The sequence below is a fragment of the Virgibacillus salarius genome, from assembly GCF_039521925.1.
Lineage (GTDB): Bacteria > Bacillota > Bacilli > Bacillales > Amphibacillaceae > Virgibacillus > Virgibacillus salarius.
Genome location: NZ_BAAACY010000154.1, coordinates 1 through 18233, shown reverse-complemented (window position 1 = coordinate 18233; position 18233 = coordinate 1). Strand labels below are relative to the sequence as shown.

At 36.2% G+C, this 18233-nt stretch carries 18 protein-coding genes; all 18 read right to left on the bottom strand.

The window, feature by feature from the left end:
• Window positions 1-223: 223 nt before the first annotated feature.
• Window positions 224-559, bottom strand: coding sequence for a hypothetical protein (locus tag ABDZ84_RS19075; protein ID WP_026681040.1), 336 nt, complete (start codon window positions 557-559; stop codon window positions 224-226).
• A complete protein-coding gene (locus tag ABDZ84_RS19070; protein WP_026681041.1) occupies window positions 556-1143 on the bottom strand; it encodes a CPBP family intramembrane glutamic endopeptidase in 588 nt (195 codons plus the stop codon). Before ABDZ84_RS19070 ends, ABDZ84_RS19075 begins: the two co-directional genes overlap by 4 nt.
• Complete coding sequence (locus ABDZ84_RS19065; protein WP_026681042.1) at window positions 1130-2686, bottom strand: RecQ family ATP-dependent DNA helicase; 1557 nt, start codon at window positions 2684-2686, stop codon at window positions 1130-1132. The genes ABDZ84_RS19070 and ABDZ84_RS19065 overlap by 14 nt, the downstream gene beginning before the upstream one ends.
• On the bottom strand, window positions 2679-3746 hold the full coding sequence (locus tag ABDZ84_RS19060; protein WP_026681043.1) for a YpbB family protein: 1068 nt from the start codon (window positions 3744-3746) through the stop codon (window positions 2679-2681). The genes ABDZ84_RS19065 and ABDZ84_RS19060 overlap by 8 nt, the downstream gene beginning before the upstream one ends.
• A gap of 493 nt (window positions 3747-4239) precedes the next feature.
• Window positions 4240-5397: a hypothetical protein gene (locus ABDZ84_RS19055; RefSeq protein ID WP_121605083.1), complete on the bottom strand. Its 1158-nt coding sequence runs from the start codon at window positions 5395-5397 to the stop codon at window positions 4240-4242.
• A complete protein-coding gene (gene sigX, locus ABDZ84_RS19050; protein WP_026681045.1) occupies window positions 5394-5927 on the bottom strand; it encodes an RNA polymerase sigma factor SigX in 534 nt (177 codons plus the stop codon). The genes ABDZ84_RS19055 and sigX overlap by 4 nt, the downstream gene beginning before the upstream one ends.
• A 338-nt stretch (window positions 5928-6265) precedes the next feature.
• The gene (locus ABDZ84_RS19045; RefSeq protein ID WP_121605082.1) at window positions 6266-6784 is read right to left on the bottom strand and encodes an ECF transporter S component; all 519 of its coding nucleotides are present in this window, start codon (window positions 6782-6784) and stop codon (window positions 6266-6268) included.
• A gap of 5 nt (window positions 6785-6789) precedes the next feature.
• On the bottom strand, window positions 6790-7230 hold the full coding sequence (locus ABDZ84_RS19040; protein ID WP_121605081.1) for a DUF4430 domain-containing protein: 441 nt from the start codon (window positions 7228-7230) through the stop codon (window positions 6790-6792).
• Window positions 7231-7280: 50 nt separating this feature from the next.
• A complete protein-coding gene (locus ABDZ84_RS19035) occupies window positions 7281-9047 on the bottom strand; it encodes an ATP-binding protein (RefSeq protein ID WP_026681048.1) in 1767 nt (588 codons plus the stop codon).
• Window positions 9048-9049: 2 nt separating this feature from the next.
• On the bottom strand, window positions 9050-9763 hold the full coding sequence (locus tag ABDZ84_RS19030; protein ID WP_026681049.1) for a response regulator transcription factor: 714 nt from the start codon (window positions 9761-9763) through the stop codon (window positions 9050-9052).
• 120 nt (window positions 9764-9883) lie between these two features.
• Window positions 9884-11074 carry a c-type cytochrome biogenesis protein CcsB gene (gene ccsB, locus ABDZ84_RS19025; protein ID WP_026681050.1) on the bottom strand — a complete coding sequence of 397 codons (1191 nt, stop codon included), beginning with the start codon at window positions 11072-11074 and terminating at the stop codon, window positions 9884-9886.
• Window positions 11075-11099: 25 nt separating this feature from the next.
• Window positions 11100-12743, bottom strand: coding sequence for a cytochrome c biogenesis ResB family protein (resB, locus tag ABDZ84_RS19020; RefSeq protein ID WP_026681051.1), 1644 nt, complete (start codon window positions 12741-12743; stop codon window positions 11100-11102).
• Window positions 12744-12774: 31 nt separating this feature from the next.
• Entirely contained in the window at window positions 12775-13332 is a 558-nt protein-coding gene (resA, locus tag ABDZ84_RS19015) for a thiol-disulfide oxidoreductase ResA (protein WP_371414013.1), read from the bottom strand.
• 67 nt (window positions 13333-13399) lie between these two features.
• Window positions 13400-14143 (bottom strand): pseudouridine synthase, encoded by a 744-nt coding sequence (locus tag ABDZ84_RS19010; RefSeq protein WP_026681053.1) that lies wholly within the window; start codon window positions 14141-14143, stop codon window positions 13400-13402.
• Window positions 14144-14215: 72 nt separating this feature from the next.
• The gene (locus ABDZ84_RS19005; protein ID WP_026681054.1) at window positions 14216-14746 is read right to left on the bottom strand and encodes a spore maturation protein; all 531 of its coding nucleotides are present in this window, start codon (window positions 14744-14746) and stop codon (window positions 14216-14218) included.
• Between the two features lie 3 nt (window positions 14747-14749).
• Window positions 14750-15334: a nucleoside recognition domain-containing protein gene (locus tag ABDZ84_RS19000; RefSeq protein ID WP_026681055.1), complete on the bottom strand. Its 585-nt coding sequence runs from the start codon at window positions 15332-15334 to the stop codon at window positions 14750-14752.
• On the bottom strand, window positions 15328-16440 hold the full coding sequence (locus tag ABDZ84_RS18995) for a D-alanyl-D-alanine carboxypeptidase family protein (RefSeq protein ID WP_026681056.1): 1113 nt from the start codon (window positions 16438-16440) through the stop codon (window positions 15328-15330). The genes ABDZ84_RS19000 and ABDZ84_RS18995 overlap by 7 nt, the downstream gene beginning before the upstream one ends.
• A gap of 730 nt (window positions 16441-17170) precedes the next feature.
• A complete protein-coding gene (locus ABDZ84_RS18990) occupies window positions 17171-18049 on the bottom strand; it encodes a superoxide dismutase (protein ID WP_026681057.1) in 879 nt (292 codons plus the stop codon).
• Window positions 18050-18233: the final 184 nt, after the last annotated feature.

The following is an 18233-nucleotide window of genomic DNA, read 5'->3' as shown; positions in this document are numbered from 1 at the left end:
GTAAATGTCCGATTGGTTCTACTAACCATCCGTGGAAAATACAAAATCCCACGGATGGAAGTTTCACTTTATCCCGCATATAACTGGCAGTAAGATCCCTCTTCAAACATTTAAGTGAAACCAAGGATGGGTTAGTGAGGGGGCAACTGCCAGTAAATGTCCGATTGGTTCTACTAACCATCCGTGGAAAATACAAAATCCCACGGATGGAAGTTTCACTTTCTTAGTTAATGGTGCTATCCATGACATTATTCATGAGCTGTGGTATATCTCCCCCAAATAGATAGTATACCCCAATTAGGATTATGATTAATAGGAATATAATTAAAATAAATCGTCTGAATGGTAAACTTATTTTTATATGTGTATGCTGCTTTTTATTTCCGTGAACTTCTTTGCGGGGAGGTAAATTAAGGATATCTACTTCCCTTTGTTCAAGCTGTACTTCTTCTGATTCTATAGATTTATTCATTTCAGGATCTTTAATACTTTCTACTTCATTTAATAATTTCCTTAATTCTTCCGCCTGATCTTCTTGTTTGCTTAATTGCTGGCTCATTGTTTCCACACCTCACTTTTAAAACGTATAAATAACCCCAGTAAACTATCTATTAGAAAATGAGTAACAATGGTTACTATTAAATTTTCGGTTACATAGAACAGATACCCAAGATAAAAGCTAACAATGACTACGGAGATAAGAAGTACAGGTTTTTTTAGGTATCTAATGTGAACGACTGCAAAAATAATGCTTGCACTTATGTAACCAAAGGTGGTTTGCAGCAAACCGCGAAAAAGCAATTCCTCCGCTATAGCTACTAGCAATGCTATAAAAAAAATAAAGAAAATGGGCTGCTTATGGAATAGTTTGTAATTAATACCACCATCATCATAATACGTTGTAGGAAGGATGACGATTAGTATAATTTCAATTCCAGCAATTAATAAACCAGATAATACCCCATAAAAAACGATTTCTGAAAAATCCCAGCTAAATAATTCACGCCATTGCTCTTCAATAGGATCGAATACGAAGACACTTCCAATAAAAGCAATAAGAAGTAATAGAAGCTGCGATATAACTAGGTGCTTCCGTAACGATTTATCTTCCATCTGTAATATCAATTGTTCACGTTGTTTCATGTATATCTCCATGTAAAAGCTTTTCCTGTAATTTTTCTCTCCATGTTTTTGGTTCTGTACGTTTGATTGTCGTCTGTACCGGATTCCATTCATCCCAAGAAAATCCACAATTGCTACAACATAGAGAAGTCGGGGTTGCATAAGATGTCTGGAACTCTTGGTATAAATGCTTGCGAAAACACGCTTTTTGCTGAATCCAATGAATCATTTTTGTTAGCTTCTGTTCTTTTAAATGTGTACGACTGTTACGATGTTCAATTATTTTGTGCAAAGCACGCTGCCAATTACGTTGATCATAAAAAATACGATTTTTTTTAATAATACCATGTTTTTCTAATTGATACTGCATAAATCGCCACTGTACTTCATTCATTTGAAAAATCCCCGCTCGTTCGTCCATCTGTTCTGGTAAGCTTTGATTTGATGAAAATAACGTGAATAGTCGTTTAAATACAGAAGTGATATCGGATTCCAATGGCAATTCTTTCTTTATTATATTCTTCGGCAAGTGAATGTCTTTTATGGAGAATAATAGTAAACTTATACTTTGCTCACCATCTCTCCCTGCTCTTCCCACCTCTTGAATGAATGCTTCCATTTGTGGAGGCATGTGGTAATGAATAACCAAACGTATGTTAGACTTGTTTATCCCCATTCCAAATGCACTAGTGCAGCAAACAATATCTAATTGATTGTTCATAAATTGCTGTTGAATGGTAACTCGATCATGCTGTTCCATTCCACCATGATAAACAGCTATTTGATAGGAAAGCTTATTAGATAGCTCATGTGCTACGTCTTCAGCCACTCTTCTACTGGAAAAGTAGATTAGTGTTGGAACTCGGTATCTCTTGAATAAACGAGCCATCGTATCTAGTTTTTCGCTATCATCATTTACATGCTGGATATAAAACGCAATATTGTCTCGATCCATGTCATGAACATGTTTAATCGTTCCTTTTCTACCTAATGCTTCAATAATATCTTCTTGCACTTTTGGTGTGGCGGTAGCACTCAAAGCTAATACTGGTGGATTTCCATAACTTTCTATACTCTGACTTAACTTTAAATAATCTGGTCTAAATTCATGTCCCCATTGCGATATACAATGCGCTTCATCGATAACAAATAAGCTGATTTGCAGCTGACGAAGCTTCCTTTGTAGCTTATCCTGTTGCAATAGTTCAGGAGATAGGTAAATTAATTTATATGTATGTAGTTGATTCCATACAGTATACCGTTCAGACCTATTCATAAAACTGTTAATAGCAACTACCTGCTTAAAATTCATAGCCTTTAGATGTTTTACTTGATCAATCATTAAAGATATGAGAGGTGACACTACAATTGTTACTCCATCCAGCAGTTTAGCTGGAAGCTGATAGCAGATCGATTTGCCAGAACCAGTTGGTAATATGCCTAATACATTCTCCCCCCGCATAACATCTTCAATTATTTCACGTTGTCCTTTACGAAAAGCATCATATCCAAAATGCTTCTTCAACTCATGTCTTAAATTTAATTGATTTTCTACATTATTCACCTATTTTCACTCCATGGTTTAAAACTGCTAATACTAATCGAATTTGAAAATAATCGATACGATTAGGAACATGTTCTTTAATTACACTTAATTTATACGAATTAGTTTCAACATGAGCATTAATAATTTCTTGTTGATCTGCTTGGGATACGTACTTTTCTATAGGGAAATGAACGTCGTACAAGGCAATTTCCACAATATGATCCTGAATCGTATTTATTTTAAGATTTCTGATACGTGCTATCCTCTGCACCGGCATTCCGTTTTTCAGTAATTGATAAGTAGCTTGAGCTGTCTTTGTTAATGATGTATTCGCTGATAAATCATCTGCTATACTGGCCAGATAAGGGAAACAATCTTTTTCTCTTTCAACGGTTTCCAATATATAGTGTAAGTAAGCTGTAATTTGGAGCTGTATCTCATCTTTTTGTACACCATACTGCTGTGCTAATTGATAAACACTTTTGCCAAAGTTCTTATACCCTGTTAACCGATCAACAAACATTTCGGCAACAATATCAGGAAATCGGCTAAGCAACATTTCTAATTCCTCATAGAAATGTAGTAAGACCTTTGATCGTGTTGGCTTTATTTTTATATAGTACCACTTCACCCATACTTCCACTTCCTTATTTTCAATTACAGGGATAAAGTTAAAATTGCCCATCCTACTATTTATCAATGTTTGGAGCAATAATCGTAACCTATCGAAATAAATTTTTTCTAACCCGGCAAAGCGAAAACCGTTCAATAATTTTAACGTTGAGCTTTCTCCCACCTCGTTTAATCGCCTGCTTCCTACAGGAGTCAGTTTATATATTTGTTTTTCTTCATTACATATCCTTAAACAGTCTTCCTTTATTAAATAACGTATTTGTTTTTGGAAAACCGCTTTATCCAAACTGGGATAAACACCATAAAAACTTTTTAATTGGTACATGTGAATATCTTGTACAGTCTGAATCGATTTTTTACCTGTTATAATGTGAAAGATAGCTGATATGGATCGCTCTTTGTTTAAATATGAGGTGCTCGTCAAAATGATCCCATCTAGTATCATTTTTATCCCCCCTTTTTCAATCGATTCTTCGAACGATAACATTATAGGTAATGACACTATTTATTTTCCAGTTTACACTATTGCAGGAGAAAGATAGCATACTTCAAAGAGCTAGGAGATATAAATCATTGCAAAAGTAGATAGAGAAAATATACTGCTTGTGGTACAGTAGTCACCTGTGACTATGATTATGATAAGGTAAGTATCCCTTATGTTGGACATGGCGAGAATCGTGGCATTCTTCCATTACAAGCATCATCTATTAGATATTTACTAAGCTACATCTCACCTATCCAACCGTTTCGTAACTTCTGTTTACAGAAACTCTTTACAGTAGATAGACTATACATATAGTTTACAACAACCCAAACCATAGAAAAAGGGCTGTCCCAAAAGTCATGAAATAGGAGGTAATTCAAATAAATGCAAATAAAGAAGAAAACCGACCTGTTAAAATTATCACGATCGGTTTTTAAGATTTAAGACAGTGTCTTTATTTTTTTATTGGATTTGCGGCAACAGGTACCGGAATTGGCTTTGTTAAATCATATTCCCCTACACGTTCTATAGAAGCATTTTCAAATTGCACTTCCACATATCCATAGCTCTTGGCTGTCATTAATATTGATTCAATCATCGTTATTCCTTCTTCATTATTTGTCAAGCTAGAGTCATTTCTAAACTCCAACCGTAAAGACTGATCATTTGAATGGATCGAGAATTGCATATCTTTAGGAATCGTTCGCTCAACATGATACGATTCTTCACTTGTTTTTAGCTTATTAATCGCATCAATAATTGTTTCATGTTCCTCATTCGGTACTTGTATAAGCCTTTTTTGTGCTGCTTGATCGTATAATTTATAACTAAACGTTTTCGTTTCTTTTATCGACATTTCCTTCACTCGGCCCATCTCACCAAAGTCCACGTTATCTAAATTCCCAGTAAATTTAACCCTTTCTATTTGGTAGGGCTGAAACATTACAGCTAACATTCTCTGGAACATTCCAGCAGTAGCTGTACCATTACCAAGTGAAAAGCCATTCGGTAAATTTAAGCTAACTTGATTATTCTCCTCATCAAATTGGTACTTGATATCCCGGAATAAATAGATGTCGTTGTCTTGATTAGTGGTTGCTATCAACTGATCCAATTGATTATAAGCCTCATTTACACTTGAGTCAGGAACAATGAAGGTTAGAGGGATGATATACTGCATTTGTTTTTCTGCGACAGCTGCATATACGAGTTGATCTGAAGATTCCGTTTCATTAACAACTAACGAGCTATTCACAGTTGAACTATCTTGTTTCTCCAATATATTTCCTTGACCAGCCATGCCTTGCTCCTCTCCTTCTAAGCCTAAACCACTTTCCTCTTTGCTTTCCTGATTAAATTGCTTTACATCGTTAACGGATTTATCACTCATCTCTTGCTGGTTCCTATCCATGATCGACGGAGCTATCATGAAAAACAGGATAGCTACTGCTGTAACAAGGCCAAGTACTGGAAAAATTTTATGTGACTTTTTAGTATGTTGCGCAGAGGAAATACGTTGATAAATCTCTTCTTTAGATCGTTTATCTTCAATTTTAGGTAATTGGTTAAGTTGTTCAATTAAGTGTTTATCCCGATCATCATTGTGATTCATCTACGTTCTCCTCCTTCATCTTGATTTTCTATATATGTACGCAATGCCTTTAAAGCACGATGCTGGGTTGTTTTCACTTTACTTTCACTAAAATTTAATATTTCCGCCGTTTCCTTTATAGAAAATGACTGCATGTATCGTAAAATAATGACACTCTTTTGATCAATTGTACATTGATCTAAACAGTTGTAAATTTGTTTCAGTTCCTCACTCTGAATCGCTACTTCATCAGGCAATGGATGAACATCCTCGATTTTTTCTCCTTTTGTTGTCCAATCAAAAAACGTAAGTATTCGTTTTCTTTTTCTGTTTTGCGACCGAAAATAGTCAATGGTTACATGTCTCGCAATAGAAAATAACCAAGTTCTAACACTACTATCACCTTTAAAATGATGGTGTGATTTTAGTACTTTAATATATACTTCCTGAACGAGATCTTCAGTTGTCAACCTATCCTTTACCATATAAAAAACAAACTGATATAAATCTTTATGATACTTTTCATACAATTCCTCAAAAACGATCTCCATTAAGATCCCCCGTTCACCTTCAATAGTCGCTTAAACCAATAAAAAGGTTACATTCAATTATCTATAACTATAAATTGACAGGAGCATATGTGCAAGGATACACGACATAATTTTAAAGAGAACAAAAGCACAGGCGCCAGATGAGAAACGTAGCGACTGGAGCGAGTCAACGGAGATAAAGGAATCACGGTGTGCTGGCGAGTCGATGATGACTTAGATTAGGGTGATTCGTGAAGTCACCTAGCTTCTGGGCGCTGGAGCTGGACGCGGCTCAACACGCCCATCTTTATCCACTTGGGCTAATTTTATAATTTACGAGTCTATAAAAAAATACTGACTCAACGGTCAGCATTTTTCTTAGCAAATGTATCTGCTGCATATTTCTTTACTAAATAGCTAATAAAAGGATAAAAAAACATCATAAACACGGCATTACCAATTGCGTGGTTTGTATCAAATAAAAGACCACTAAAATAGTAAGCCCAAAACTCCCCACTTATCTGATAGTTTGTTAATGAAATAATCAAACCATAAAAATACCCACAAAAAATTGAAAAAAATACAATAAAAGGAAAAGATATGCGGGTGAAAACATTTCCGATAATTCCACTTATTAAACCGATAATCCCCCAAGCAACGGTTTGCCATATCACCCAAATCCCCATACCCAACAGCATATTAGAAACAAATGTTATAAGTAACGATAGTATTACAGCAGCACCCGGCCCCAAGATCAAACCAGTAATAATTATAATGGACGTAACGGGCTGTACATTTGGGATAAAAACGAAGGCGTATCTCCCAACAATAGCTAGTGCTGCTAAAATCGCTAATAAGGTTAATTTATATGGGTTCAATTACATCATTCCCAAGCTTGGAAATCAAAAACGACCTTATCATCAGGCTTTAGTTCATACTCAGCAGCACCTACCTTTGCCATTTCTCCATTAACTGTATAAATCCAGCCCTTCTTTTCTCCTTCTTTAGCAGCTACCCTTTCAATTGAAGTAATGAACGTACCATTCTGTTCTGTTTCAATGTAGAAGTTCTCCTCCATGACATCCATTAAGATATCACCTTCTTCAATGGGTACCTCCTTTTCGTGAATATATTCCTCACCATGATCTTTTGTAATGGTTATTAGGACTGTTTCTTCAGACTGCTCTGTGTTACTCCCTTGATTTTCTGTTGTATTATTTGCTTCTTTCTGTGTAGCTTGATCTGTTGAATCTTCAGTACCACATCCAGCTAATAATACAACAACCATAAACACAGCTATCAACCGAAACATCCATTGCTTCATTGTTATCCTCCCCATTCCTTCCATATTTGCAAACATATCATAACATAAATTTAACTTTCCTTGTTTTTCGGTATTTTAAAACTAAAGGCTGTACCTTGATTTATTTTACTATTCACATTAATGATTCCATTATGTGCATCAATAATATTCTTTGCAATGGCTAAGCCTAAGCCAGTACCTTTTTTCTTCTTATCTCTCGTTCTTGATTTATCGGCTTTATAAAAACGTTCAAAAACAAAAGGTAAATCTTCTTCAGGAATTCCGCTACCACTATCTTCAATCTCAACCTGAAGTCCATGTTCATCATTAGAAACTTTTACTTTAACAAATCCCTGTTCACTTGTATGACGAATTGCATTATCAATGAGATTTGTAAAAACTTGTTCAATTCTGTCTGGATCAATTTGTACATATGCTTCACTTAGCTGCTTATCTAGCGAGAGAGTAATTTGATTATCTAAAGCTAATCCATTAAATTTCTTTAGGATTCTCTCTACATATTTTTCTACTTCTACGGTTTCTAAATTTAAGTGAATATGACCTGCCTCCATTCGGGCAAGATCCAATAATTCATTGACTAGTCTTCCCATACGTAAAGACTCTTCATGAATGATTTGTGCGAGCTCATTCTTTTCTTCTTTTGATTCAGCTATATCATCTACAATGGCTTCACTATACCCCTGAAGCATCGAAATCGGCGTACGTAATTCATGTGAGACATTAGCAATAAAGTCCTCCCTAAGTTTATCCATTCTTCTTTCTTCTGTCATGTCACGAATCACGGCAACCGCTCCTCTTACATAGGATTGATCATATAATGGGGTCATTACCATTACCCAATTTCTACCTTGTAAACTAAGCTCGTGAATCGCTTCCTTTTCACCCTCTATAACTTCTTGTAAAATCTCATTTAATTCGCTAGGAAGCTTTCGTTCTTCTTGCTGATTTTGCATATTATTTTCATAATACCAATCTTCGATAAATCGTTCTGCAGGTGAATTTGTTACAATCATATCTCCACTACGGTTTAGTGTAATAACACCATCTGCCATAGAACTTACGATACTTGATAATTGTTCTTTCTCTTGCCGTAATGCATTTAAATGGAATTTCAATTGTCTGCCCATACGATTAAATGCTAACGCTAGTTCTCCAATTTCATCATGTGTTAGTATTGGGACCTTTGTATTAAATTCTCCTCTAGTTAAATCAAATGCTGCTTCACGCATCTTGATTAACGGGGAAGTTATTCTCGTCGATAAGAAAAAGGCAAAAATAGTAGTCAAAACAATTGCAATTCCTGCTGCAAGAAATATTCTTTTTGTCGTCTCTGCTTTCGTTTGATCAATTACATCTAACGATTGATATACAAAAACTGCACCCTCTTGGTTTTCTATAGGAATTCCAACAATCATAGCTTCCATTTGATTCCCTGGTAGAAAGAGTTGTTTTCTTACTTGCCTATTCGTGGTTAAAACTTCTGATAAGTCTTCTTCGCTTTCAATCCACTCTTTTTGTAATTTTAACAGATTTTTATCTTCACTATTCGACACCCATAGTTCCCCATCTTCAAAAACGATAGCAACTCTGCTTGCTGGGTCTTTTACACGTTCGGTCGTCTCCATAACATTGGACTTTTGTTGGGATTGAACAAGTACAGATACCTTCGTTGCTGTTTGGTGCATATCTTGCTCTGCTTCCTGAATATGAAAATCCTCAAAAAATTGTAATAGTAAAATAGTCAAAATAAACAATACAAAAGAAACTAGCAATAGGATGGTTATTGCTAGTTTACCAACAACACTTCGCCAAAACATTATTATTCATCCACCTCAAATTTATAGCCTACACCCCATACTGTCACGATCATTTTTGCTGCCTCTTTAGAAACATGATTCAGCTTCTCTCTTAATCGTTTAACATGGGTATCAACTGTCCGTAAATCTCCAAAGAATTCATATTGCCATACTTCCTTTAGCAAATGTTCACGATTAAATACTTTATCAGGAGATTTAGCTAAAAAACACAATAACTCATATTCTTTTGGAGTTAGACTTACTTCTTTTCCGTCAGCAGTTACTCGATGTGCATCATGATCAATCGTAATATGTGGGAAGACCATAATATTTTTTGTCGCAGATTCTGTTTCATTAAACGATGAACTGGTCACCCTACGAAGGATTGCTTTCACACGTAATACCACTTCACGTGGACTAAACGGTTTAACAATATAATCATCAACACCTATTTCAAATCCTTGGACACGATTAGCTTCTTCCCCTTTTGCCGTCAGCATAATAACAGGTGTGTCTTTTTCTTTCCTTAGCTCCTGGCAGACTTCGATTCCATCCATTTCTGGCATCATGATATCCAACAGAATAACATCATAGTCATTATTTAATGCGAGCTCTAATGCATCCGTTCCATTTTCTGCTTCTTCCACAGTAAAACCATCACGCTCCATATACATACGTAATAATCGTCGAATTCTTTCTTCATCATCTACTATCAAAACTTTAGCTTCTATATCCATGCTAGTTGATCCCCCTTAACGTTACCTATTCTATTATGAGTATAAACGAAGATGTTCAAAAAGTATAAGAAAAAACAAGGCATCACTAGAAGTATAATGATGCCTTGCTATCATTTCATGTTATGCATAAGAGTGTAGCCCTGCAAGTACAAGGTTTACAACAATTAAATTAAACATAATGATTGCAAACCCAACCGCTGCTAACCAAGCGGATTTTTCTCCATGCCATCCTCTTGATAATCGTAGATGTAAAAACGCTGCATAGAAGAACCAAGTAATGAGAGCCCAAACCTCTTTCGGATCCCAGCCCCAGAATCTACCCCAAGCTTCTTCTGCCCAGATTGCCGCAAAGATTAGTCCACCTAAAGTGAAAGCTGGGAAGCCAATTGCGACCGCTCGATAACATATCTCGTCAAGTAGATCTGGTCTTGCATTTTTAAGTAACGGTTGGATTACCGCACCAATCCTTTTTCTGAAAACAAGAAATAATAAAAGATAGAGACCTGTACCGAAGATGAATGACCAAATAAGCGTGTTTAATTTTCTACCTGCATCAGCTCCATGCATCCATTCCGGTGTCTCAAACCATGGGTTCATGACATCTTTTGTAATTAATGTACTATCATTCGGACTAGCTATCGCCGGCATATGATATTCTACTTCAACAACATTATTACCAGTAGTAGGTTGTTCAAATGAAACATTGTAATTCATCACACTAAATAGGGTCGAAGCTAGTATAAATCCTACAAAGAGTATTAATGAATAAAGAATAACTTCTAATGAAAATGATCTTCTTGTAAGTTTGGTTTGATCAATTTGTCTTATTAAATAAATTAATCCCGCAACAAAGCTGATCGTTAATATTCCCTGTGCAAGTGACACAGTTGTTACATGTATATATAACCAATGACTTTGCAGTGATGGAATAAGAGGCGATACCTCGGTTGGGAACATACTCGCATACGCGATGATAATTAGTGCTACTGGTAGAGCAAACAACCCCAGTACAGGAAGTTTGTAAATAAAATAAATAATGATAAACCCTAACACAATTGCCATACCAAAGAACGTCATGAATTCGAATAAGTTACTAACAGGAGCATGTCCACTCCCCATCCATCTTGTGATAAAGTATGACACCTGTGCTAAAAAGCCAATTATTGCTAAAGTAATTCCTATTTTTGCTGCCTTTCCATCTGATTTCCGTTTACTCCCAATTGTAAAAGAGAAAAACACCGTTGCTATTAAGTAAAGGAAAAAAGCAGTATAAAGCAGCGTACTGCTTAATTCAATGAAATTATTACTCATATAAACCCTCCTTATAGCTTATTAGCTATTCATCCAGTTCTTGCTGATCTGAAACCATTTTTACTTTCGTACCTGCAATTACCTTTTCTATATCTTTTTTTACTCCATGCCAATTTTTGTTCGTATGTGCAGCTAGTAATATTCCACCATCTTTAGGCCGAATCCAGATTCTCCGATGTTGCCAATACATTCCTTGTATAACTCCAATCATAAAAATTACTGCCCCAACCATGAAATACGGTAATGAGTAATCACGTCTAATCCGTAACCCACTCACATCATGCATTTCAAAATCAGTAATTCCTACGTTGTAATCATTTTCACCTGTTGCATCAATATTTTTACCAATCCCTAAGAAGCTAATTTCTGGCTCTTCCCCGTTTGGAGGATGTACTAGCATAACAAACGCTGGATTTCTAGGATAATTCGTTTCTGAGGCTGGTACACCATCATCATCCAAATAATAATCTGGATAGTATTTATTAATTTCTACTCGAAAGCCATTTTCTAGCTTGTATTCCGACTTAGGGGAAGTTAAATCAATAGTAAACGAGCCCAGAGCCTTTTCATCAGGATCATCTGTTTTATGCACCTTAAACGACATACTAGTAAATTCGTTTAATTGATAGCCTTGTTGATAAACAGCATAACCATCAAATTTAACAGGCTTATTCATGCGAATGTCGTCCTCGATAATTTTTTCTAATTCAGGTTCTGCCCCAGTTACTTCTGGTTGCTTTGCCTTATAAATAATGACGTCAGTTTGGTAATTACTAGGTACTTCTCCCCCCTCTTTGGAGATTGCCTCTTTAAAACGTGTATCATTCGGATCATGATTATCAATGATAAAATCTTTATTCTTTATATAATATTCCTGATCTGTCCCTGGCAGCACGAGCTGTTCGCCCTCACGTATCCATACATATTCATCCATATAAAAAAGCGGAGTTGTTCGTAGCAAGGCTGCAAGTAGAATAATGATTAAACCGATATGATTAACATACGGACCCCATCTCGAAAATCTCCCCTTTTCCGCGAGAAGATGTCCATCTTCTTCTGTCATTTTATAGCGTTGTTTCTTTAAGCCTTCTTTAAGGGCAGCCCAGTCTTCAGAAGATACAGTTTCTGTTTCACTAAATAGCCGTTGCCTGCTTAGAAAAGTCTCATGCCGTTTCGCCCGTTGTTTTCGAAGTGCTTTAAACAATGGCACGAACCGATCGAGACTACAGATTACGAGTGATACACCAATCAAAGCGATTAAAATCATATACCACCATGAGCTGTATAGATTATGAAAACCAAGTTGATAGAATATTAATCCAAAAATGCCATAGCGCTCTTCATAAAAAATAGCGGGATCACGTGAAACTGCATTTTGAGGTATGTACATTTCTTGCGGAAATATGGAGCCAATCGCCGATGCTACTAAAGCAATAACAATTAGCCAAACCCCTACCTTCACCGAAGAGAAAAAGCTCCATATCTTATCCACTATCGATTTATTGTATGTTTGTGATCTGCGCGCGGTACCATCATAACGCATGTTAAGTAATTTTTTCTTATCATTGCCGTCTATGTGTTGGTTTCCTTCTATTGGTTTACCACATGCCTCGCAAAGCACAGTACCTTCTGGATTTACATGACCGCATTCACATTTAATTTTTTTCATTTAAATCTCTCCATAATTATAGACTCTGTTGCTATTTCGGCTCTATTTCCTGAAGGTATCCTTCTAATCGATCTAATGTTAAAGCACCGTTCACTACTTCTTCAATCTTTCCTTCTGGATTAATGAATACAGTACTAGGAATCGGACCTACTTTATACAAGTCCCTTACTTGTCCACTTTTATCAAAAGGAATAGGGAAAGTTAAATCATACTCTTCTATAAATCGATCGACAACCAATTTTGTCGAATCTAGACTGACTGCTACAATCTCTACTCCCTTCTCTTTGTATTTAGGGTACAATTTCTGCATATAGGGCATTTCGGCTTTACAAGGTTCACACCACGTACCCCAAAAATTAAGCATTACACCTTTTCCTTCTAGGTCACTTAACCGAATCGTTTCAGTCTCGTTGTTTTTATTAATTTGCTGCAACTGGAAATCAGGTGCATCGTCCCCTACTTTATAGATAATCTTATCCTCTTTTAGATTTGATATCACAGCAAAAACAACAGCAGCTACTAATATTGCTAAAATAACAGACCTAAAAATTAAGCGGTTTCGCTTTTTGCTCTTCTTCTTTTTTTTCATTTCTTCAAGACTCAAACGAATCAACTCCCAGAGTCATTATATCATTTTGCTTGCTATTATTTTTTGACTATTCTTCAACATTTTTTGTTGCCAAATTACGCATTTGCTTTACTTCCTTAGGGGTTAATGGGCGATATTCCCCTGGTTTTAATCCATCCAAGGTTAAAAGCCCATAATTTTCCCTCTTTAGCTTTAATACAGGGTATCCTAACCCATCCATCATTCTGCGTACATGTCTATTTTTGCCTTCACGTAAGGTTAGTTGCAAAATCATATGATTATTTTTCCTGTCGGTAGATAGTACGCGATACTGGATTGCCTTCAATAGATCACCATCTGAGCGTACTCCTTTTCTTAATTGAGCTAATTCCGATTTCTCTGGAGTACCTTTGACTTTTGCTATATATACTTTGTCAACCTCATAACGTGGGTGCATTAGAAGATTAGCAAATTCACCATCATTCGTTAGTATCAGTATTCCAGATGTATCATAATCTAATCTTCCAATTGGAAAAACACGCTCGTCTACTTCACCAAGTAAATCGGTTACCACTTTTCTTCCTTTATCATCTTGTAAGCTGGATATTACTCCTCTTGGCTTGTATAACATAAAATAAACTGGAGCTTCTTTTTCCAACGGCATACCATCTACCTCTATTTCATCATTTGCAGTCACTTTTGTTCCAAGCTTCGTCACTACTTTTTGATTCACCTTAACTTTTCCTTCTTGTATTAACTGTTCAGCTTTACGCCTTGAGGTTATACCGCTTTGTGCAATTACTTTTTGTAAACGTTCTTTGGAATTTGACATTTTATCACCATTACCTATATATTTTCAACCATTATAATAGCGTTAACAAGAAGTTAACGCCACTCTTAAGTCTTATCCAAATAATATGGATACAATAACGATTGATGCTATTATACCAATTAAATCAGCTAATAGTCCAACTTTCAACGCATATCGCATCTTTTTAATTCCAATAGCACCAAAATATATTGTTAAAATATATAGTGTTGTATCCGTACTGCCCTGCATCGTTGATGCTAACCTACCAATAAATGAATCGGGGCCGTGTGTATCAATTAATTCTGTTGTCATTCCCAGTGCAGCAGTACCTGATATAGGTCTTACTAAAGCTAGGGGAATGATATCGGGTGGTATCCCAACCATCGTTAACAAGGGGGATATCAACTGAATAAAAGCTTCTAGTGCACCAGAGCTACGAAGTATGGATATTGACACAATCATACCAACTAAAAAAGGAAGTAAGGAAAATGCCATTTTGACTCCTTCCTTTCCTCCTTCAACAAATAATTCATATGAGGGAACTTTCTTAAACGTAGCTGTAACCAAAACAATTGCGATAAAACAAGGGATTAACCAGGCGCTCACTGTCGTTATTAATTCCATCACTTATGTCCTCCACTTGCTCTTATAATGAAAAATACGATCAATTACTATGGCACTTAAAGAAGAAACCAATGTAGCTAATATCGTTGCCCCTACAATTTCTGTAGGAGAAACGGAATTGTACTGCATTCGAATAGCAATTACCGTAGTTGGTATTAACGTGAGGCTAGATGTATTTAAGGCCAGAAATGTAATCATCGATCGTGAAGCAGTATCATCTCCACTTAATTGTTTCATTTGCTCCATTGCTTTTATTCCCATAGGAGTAGCTGCATTTCCTAAACCAAATATATTGGCAGTAAAATTAGAAAGTATATAACCAATAGCTGGATGATCTTTGGGGATATCCGGAAATAACCGGACGACTATTGGACGAAAGAGCCTTGCAAGGATACTTAGAATACCTGCTTCTTCAGCAATTTTCATAATACCTAACCAAAATACAAGCACACTTATTAGCCCAATGGACAATGTTACGGCTTCATTTGCACTTTCGAAAATTGCCTCGTTAACCTTGTCCATTGTTCCATTTAGCATGGCGTAGAAAATTCCAACTAGTGCCATAGCAGCCCAAATCACATTTACCATTTGACACCAACACCAACTACTTGTTGAAGCAACGATATAAATGACTCAAAAATAGTTTTCCGCTGTTCTAATTTTTGTTCATTTCGTAATACATCCGTTTCGGCAATTTCTTTGCCATCTAAGTAGAATACATTTTTACCGATTCGTTCACTGGTTATTTCCGATGCATCCTTTACTATATACAATTGATTTGTTACTTTCGCTTTTTCTTTATCGGTTAGGGGGTACGCAATATCATCCTGCATATAGCCGGACATTACTTTGGAGCTTTCATTTAACTTAAAGGATATAGATTTCTCCTCTGCAATTTTTTCCATATCATAATTCGTAAACCCCCATTCAAACATCTGGATATGATCACGCCAATCATCTGGAGCATCTAATGTTACAGCTATAAGGCTCATTCCATCCTTTTCAGCGGAAGATACGAGTGTTCTTCCCGTTTTTTTGGTATAGCCTGTTTTTCCACCAGTGCAATAATCATAATATTGCGTTAATAATTTATTTTTATTTTGCCAGCTGTATGTTCGATTTTCTGACAAATACGATTGGGCACCTGTAATTTTTCTAAACGTTTTATTTTTCATTGCGTAGCTCATTAAGATTGCCATATCGTATGCAGAAGAATAATGGCTATCCGAATCAAGACCATGAGGGTTATCGAAGTGTGTATGATTCATCCCAAGCCATTTCGCTTTTTCGTTCATGAGATAAACAAACCCCTCTTCACTCCCGCCAATATGCTCACTTATAGCAACAGCTGCATCATTCCCTGATCGAAGCATAAGCCCATAAACCAGATCGTTAATTGTCATTTTTTCTCCCTGCTCTAAATAAATCGAGGAGCCCTCCGTGTATATTGCTTTTCGGCTTGTCTTTGCCTTCTCTTGCATTTTCCCTGATTCAATTGCAATAATCGCGGTCATAATTTTCGTAATACTCGCAATCGATTCTGGATCATGAGCATTCTTTTCAAATAATACTCTACCAGTAGATTGCTCCATTAATATCGCATTTTGACCAGATATTTCCGGCTTTGCTTGTCCAATGGAAGGGAAAAATAGCAAGATAATAAGTACTATTATACCAACTGTTACAATGCGCATAAGCAGGTTTCCTCCTACGGTGGTGTTGTCTATACAGTTTATGCATGTACAATTGAGATATGATTAAAAGAAACAGTTTCGCGTTAGATATTCTATTATGATTGACTTACATTATTGTTCTTTACTGGTTTTTAGGATTTATCCCTCATATAACTGGCAGTAAGACCCCTACTTCAAGTAATAAAGGAAAAGCAATATGGGAAAGTGTGGAGTCCACTGCCAGTAAATGTCCGATTGGTTCGGGCCTACATGGAAGTAGGTCACAAAGGCGTTGCCACAGGACGTGGCGATTTAAGCCTTTGTACGTATTTGTTTTAGTAAAAGCTGGATGGAAGTTTCTCTTTATTGAATATGCGATGTGAATTTATAGAGCGTGGGCATGAGTGAAGAATTAGATATATATATAAAAGCAAATGAGACGTCTGTATGCATGAAAGCTAATGGAAGCATTTCATATCGAACCTTTAGTAATGGAGATCCTTTAACAGTTCAAAAAAAGCCTAACACGTTGAGGCATGGACAAAAGTACTTTATTTTTTAATCTGTTTACTTCAAAGAAGTTCTATCATCACTCCATCCAAAATACTTCACTTTCCGCGGGCATGGCTTCAACTTCCTCGCACAGCTAAGAACGCCCTCAAATGCATTAACAATATACCTATGCCAATTGTTCATTAAAGGAACAGCAGTTTATAACCTACTTTTGTAATTTATAGATACTGCACATCAATTAGAATAAGTTCCACATTAGACTTTTGGCTTTTTTATACCTATTATTTACATTATTCCAATTGACAACATTCCACCAATTCTCGATATATGCTTTTTTGTCGGTTTTATATTGCAAGTAATAAGCATGTTCCCACATATCTAATACTAATAAGGGGATGATATCAGCAATTTGAAAGAATTGATGTTTTTCAAAGGACTGAACCCCTAGCTTTCCGTTCCTCGGGTTCCAATATAGAAGAGCCCAACCATCTCCTTCAACGGAGGTTGCAGTTTTGGTAAACAACGCTTTAAATTGCTCCCATGTGCCAAAATCGTTGTTTAATTTTTGCGATAATTCACCTTCTGGCTGCTTTGTTGAATTGGGAGTCATATTGAACCAAAAAATGGTATGCAGTTGGTGTCCTGATCCATGAAAAGCTTGTTCCCTAAGCCAATATTTCATAAATTTAGCATCTGGCTTTTTAATATATAGTTCTTTCTCCGCTTTATTTAATCCATCGACATAACCTTGATGATGCTTGTCATGATGTAATCGCATTATTTCTTCACTAATGTAAGGTTCGAGCGCATTGTATGCATATGGCAGAGCCGGAAGTTTCCGTTGTCCATATGGAATTCCCTTATTTCTATTGTTTATTTGTTTCGAATGTTTGATATCAAACAAAATTCGCTCTCCTTCTGCATTTATTGCTGTTAAGTCATGTTGACTGATGAATTGTTCCGATTCCTTTAAGTGAAGAATGGTAGATTGCCAACTTCTTAAGCGTTCCAATATTTGTTCATTTTTGTCTTGCGATAGAGATTCATCTAACCCCCGACTTATGTCATTTCCCCAATCCATAAGATCATTTAAATATTGATGTACTGTATTATCCATATTAACCACCTCTATGTACCATATGCCCATTTGCTCTGTCTGTGCATATAGGTAAAGAGGACAGATTACTTATTAGAATGGTTTTTAATCGTTCGACATTCTGCTTCACCGCATAAGAAAAACGGAGCAAAATTCGCTCAGTCCTTATCACTACATGCTCAGATTTACGCTTCCTCTAGTAGCT

What these genes read in the sequence shown, in the direction of transcription:
- ABDZ84_RS19075 (WP_026681040.1), bottom strand. Translation starts at nt 559, where the DNA reads ATGAGCCAGCAATTAAGCAAACAAGAAGATCAGGCGGAAGAATTAAGG.
- resB (WP_026681051.1), bottom strand. Translation starts at nt 12,743, where the DNA reads ATGAAAAAAATTAAATGTGAATGCGGTCATGTAAATCCAGAAGGTACT.
- ABDZ84_RS18990 (WP_026681057.1), bottom strand. Translation starts at nt 18,049, where the DNA reads ATGGATAATACAGTACATCAATATTTAAATGATCTTATGGATTGGGGA.
- ABDZ84_RS19000 (WP_026681055.1), bottom strand. Translation starts at nt 15,334, where the DNA reads ATGGTAAATGTGATTTGGGCTGCTATGGCACTAGTTGGAATTTTCTAC.
- ABDZ84_RS19035 (WP_026681048.1), bottom strand. Translation starts at nt 9,047, where the DNA reads ATGTTTTGGCGAAGTGTTGTTGGTAAACTAGCAATAACCATCCTATTG.
- ABDZ84_RS19005 (WP_026681054.1), bottom strand. Translation starts at nt 14,746, where the DNA reads ATGGAATTAATAACGACAGTGAGCGCCTGGTTAATCCCTTGTTTTATC.
- sigX (WP_026681045.1), bottom strand. Translation starts at nt 5,927, where the DNA reads ATGGAGATCGTTTTTGAGGAATTGTATGAAAAGTATCATAAAGATTTA.
- ABDZ84_RS19055 (WP_121605083.1), bottom strand. Translation starts at nt 5,397, where the DNA reads ATGAATCACAATGATGATCGGGATAAACACTTAATTGAACAACTTAAC.
- ABDZ84_RS19040 (WP_121605081.1), bottom strand. Translation starts at nt 7,230, where the DNA reads ATGAAGCAATGGATGTTTCGGTTGATAGCTGTGTTTATGGTTGTTGTA.
- ABDZ84_RS18995 (WP_026681056.1), bottom strand. Translation starts at nt 16,440, where the DNA reads ATGCGCATTGTAACAGTTGGTATAATAGTACTTATTATCTTGCTATTT.
- ABDZ84_RS19010 (WP_026681053.1), bottom strand. Translation starts at nt 14,143, where the DNA reads ATGTCAAATTCCAAAGAACGTTTACAAAAAGTAATTGCACAAAGCGGT.
- ccsB (WP_026681050.1), bottom strand. Translation starts at nt 11,074, where the DNA reads ATGAGTAATAATTTCATTGAATTAAGCAGTACGCTGCTTTATACTGCT.
- resA (WP_371414013.1), bottom strand. Translation starts at nt 13,332, where the DNA reads ATGAAAAAAAAGAAGAAGAGCAAAAAGCGAAACCGCTTAATTTTTAGG.
- ABDZ84_RS19060 (WP_026681043.1), bottom strand. Translation starts at nt 3,746, where the DNA reads ATGATACTAGATGGGATCATTTTGACGAGCACCTCATATTTAAACAAA.
- ABDZ84_RS19030 (WP_026681049.1), bottom strand. Translation starts at nt 9,763, where the DNA reads ATGGATATAGAAGCTAAAGTTTTGATAGTAGATGATGAAGAAAGAATT.
- ABDZ84_RS19070 (WP_026681041.1), bottom strand. Translation starts at nt 1,143, where the DNA reads ATGAAACAACGTGAACAATTGATATTACAGATGGAAGATAAATCGTTA.